The 3,198-nt window shown below is 51.0% G+C and carries 2 rRNA genes; both read left to right on the top strand.

Annotated features, from left to right (window positions below):
* Window positions 1-102 precede the first annotated feature (102 nt).
* A 23S ribosomal RNA gene (locus JFU01_RS08825) occupies window positions 103-3,006 on the top strand.
* Window positions 3,007-3,082: 76 nt separating this feature from the next.
* Window positions 3,083-3,198: ribosomal RNA gene (rrf, locus tag JFU01_RS08820) — 5S ribosomal RNA — on the top strand.

Genomic DNA, 3,198 nt, shown 5'->3' with positions numbered 1-3,198 from the left:
CATTTTTTGCGAGATAGAAATGTCAATAAACCAATTTTACCAAGCGTAAAAACCGAAAAAGAAAGAGTTTTAAAACTTTTCGCATCATACAACTTAACCGGTGGTTAAGTGAATAAGGGCGTACGGTGAATGCCTTGGCACTAGGAGCCGATGAAGGACGGGACGAACACCGATATGCTTCGGGGAGCTGTAAGTAAGCTTTGATCCGGAGATTTCCGAATGGGGGAACCTCATTGTTTTTATCGACAATGGTCCACTCAGTGAACACATAGCTGAGTGGAAGGTAGACGTGGTGAACTGAAACATCTCAGTAGCCACAGGAAGAGAAAGAAAAATCGATTTCCCGAGTAGCGGCGAGCGAAACGGAAAGAGGCCAAACCAGCGTGCTTGCATGCTGGGGTTGTAGGACTGATGGACGGGAGTGAATGAGCTAGTCGAACGCCATGGAAAGGGCGATCAGAGAGGGTGACAATCCCGTAGGCGAAAGCTCAGCCACCTCATTCAGTATCCTGAGTACGGCGGTACACGTGAAATTCCGTCGGAATCCGCCAGGACCATCTGGCAAGCCTAAATACTCCCTAGTGACCGATAGTGAACCAGTACCGTGAGGGAAAGGTGAAAAGCACCCCGGAAGGGGAGTGAAAGAGTACCTGAAACCGTATGCCTACAAGCAGTCAGAGCCCGTTAAGGGGTGATGGCGTACTTTTTGTAGAACGGACCGGCGAGTGACGATAGCAAGCAAGGTTAAGCTGAAGAAGCGGAGCCACAGCGAAAGCGAGTCTGAAGAGGGCGTTGAGTTTGTTGTCGTCGACCCGAAACCAAGTGATCTACTCATGTCCAGGCTGAAGGTGTGGTAAAACACACTGGAGGGCCGAACCCACGTCTGTTGAAAAAGGCGGGGATGAGGTGTGGGTAGCGGTGAAATTCCAATCGAACTTGGAGATAGCTGGTTCTCTCCGAAATAGCTTTAGGGCTAGCCTCGGATGATGACTATTGGAGGTAGAGCACTGTTTGATCGAGGGGTCCATCCTGGATTACCGACATCTGATAAACTCCGAATGCCAAATAGTTTAGTCCGGGAGTCAGACTGCGAGTGATAAGATCCGTAGTCGAAAGGGAAAGAGCCCAGACCACCAGCTAAGGTCCCAAAGTTTCAGTTAAGTGGAAAAGGATGTGGGGTTGCTTAGACAACTAGGATGTTGGCTTAGAAGCAGCCATCATTGAAAGAGTGCGTAATAGCTCACTAGTCGAGTGACCCTGCGCCGAAAATGTACCGGGGCTAAACTGAACACCGAAGCTGTGGATCCGTAGGATGGTAGGAGAGCGTTCTATAGGCAGAGAAGCATGATCGTGAGGACATGTGGAGCGTATAGAAGTGAGAATGCCGGTATGAGTAGCGAAAGACGGGTGAGAATCCCGTCCACCGAATGACTAAGGTTTCCTGGGGAAGGCTCGTCCTCCCAGGGTTAGTCGGGACCTAAGCCGAGACCGAAAGGGATAGGCGATGGACAACAGGTTGAGATTCCTGTACTTGTTTGATTTGTTTGAGCGATGGAAGGACACAGAAGGCTAAGCGGAGCGCGGAGATGGAAAAATGCGTCCAAGCAATAAGTGAGAAGGTGAGTGAAAGGCTTGCCTCAGACTTCATGAGTTGTGACGGGGAGGGAAGTTTAGTACCGAAGCCGCCGACGTCACGCTGTCAAGAAAAGTTTCTAGTGAGAATCAAACAACCCGTACCGCAAACCGACACAGGTAGTCGAGTGGAGAACACTAAGGTGAGCGAGCGAACTCTCGTTAAGGAACTCGGCAAAATGACCCCGTAACTTCGGGAGAAGGGGTGCTGACCGCAAGGTCAGCCGCAGTGAATAGGCCCAAGCGACTGTTTATCAAAAACATAGGTCTCTGCCAAATCGAAAGATGATGTATAGAGGCTGACGCCTGCCCGGTGCTGGAAGGTTAAGAGGAAGGGTTAGCGTAAGCGAAGCTCTGAATTGAAGCCCCAGTAAACGGCGGCCGTAACTATAACGGTCCTAAGGTAGCGAAATTCCTTGTCAGGTAAGTTCTGACCCGCACGAAAGGCGTAACGATTTGGGCACTGTCTCAACGAGAGGCTCGGTGAAATTGTAGTACCAGTGAAGATGCTGGTTACCCGCGACAGGACGGAAAGACCCCATGGAGCTTTACTGTAGGTTGATATTGAATGTTTGTGCCACATGTACAGGATAGGTAGGAGCCATCGAAGTCGGGACGCTAGTCTCGATGGAGGCACTGGTGGGATACTACCCTTGTGGGATGACCATTCTAACCCGCGACCATTAGCTGGTCGGGAGACAGTGTCAGTCAGGCAGTTTGACTGGGGCGGTCGCCTCCTAAAGTGTAACGGAGGCGCCCAAAGGTTCCCTCAGAATGGTTGGAAATCATTCGCAGAGTGTAAAGGCAGAAGGGAGCTTGACTGCGAGACCTACAAGTCGAGCAGGGACGAAAGTCGGGCTTAGTGATCCGGTGGTTCCGCATGGAAGGGCCATCGCTCAACGGATAAAAGCTACCCTGGGGATAACAGGCTTATCTCCCCCAAGAGTTCACATCGACGGGGAGGTTTGGCACCTCGATGTCGGCTCATCGCATCCTGGGGCTGAAGTCGGTCCCAAGGGTTGGGCTGTTCGCCCATTAAAGCGGTACGCGAGCTGGGTTCAGAACGTCGTGAGACAGTTCGGTCCCTATCCGTCGCGGGCGTTGGAAATTTGAGAGGAGCTGTCCTTAGTACGAGAGGACCGGGATGGACACACCGCTGGTGTACCAGTTGTTCCACCAGGAGCATGGCTGGGTAGCTATGTGTGGACGGGATAAGCGCTGAAAGCATCTAAGCGTGAAGCCCCCCTCAAGATGAGATTTCCCATACTTTTAAAGTAGTAAGACCCCTGAAAGACGATCAGGTTGATAGGTTTGGAGTGGAAGCTTAGCAATAAGTGGAGCGGACAAATACTAATCGGTCGAGGACTTATCCAAAGGATAAGGTTGTATGAGGTTTAAGGAAGGCATGATAGATTCAGTTTTGAGCGAACAAGCTCAAAAAAATAAATTGTACGGTGACGATGGCAAGAAGGACCCACCTGTATCCATCCCGAACACAGCAGTTAAGCTTCTTAGCGCCGAATGTAGTTGGGGGTTGCCCCCTGTGAGACTAGGACGTTGCCGTGC

Source organism: Aerococcus sp. Group 2 (assembly GCF_905125285.1).
In the GTDB taxonomy this organism is placed as follows: Bacteria; Bacillota; Bacilli; order Lactobacillales; family Aerococcaceae; genus Aerococcus; species Aerococcus urinae_E.
This window is presented reverse-complemented; position numbering and strand designations above follow the sequence as displayed.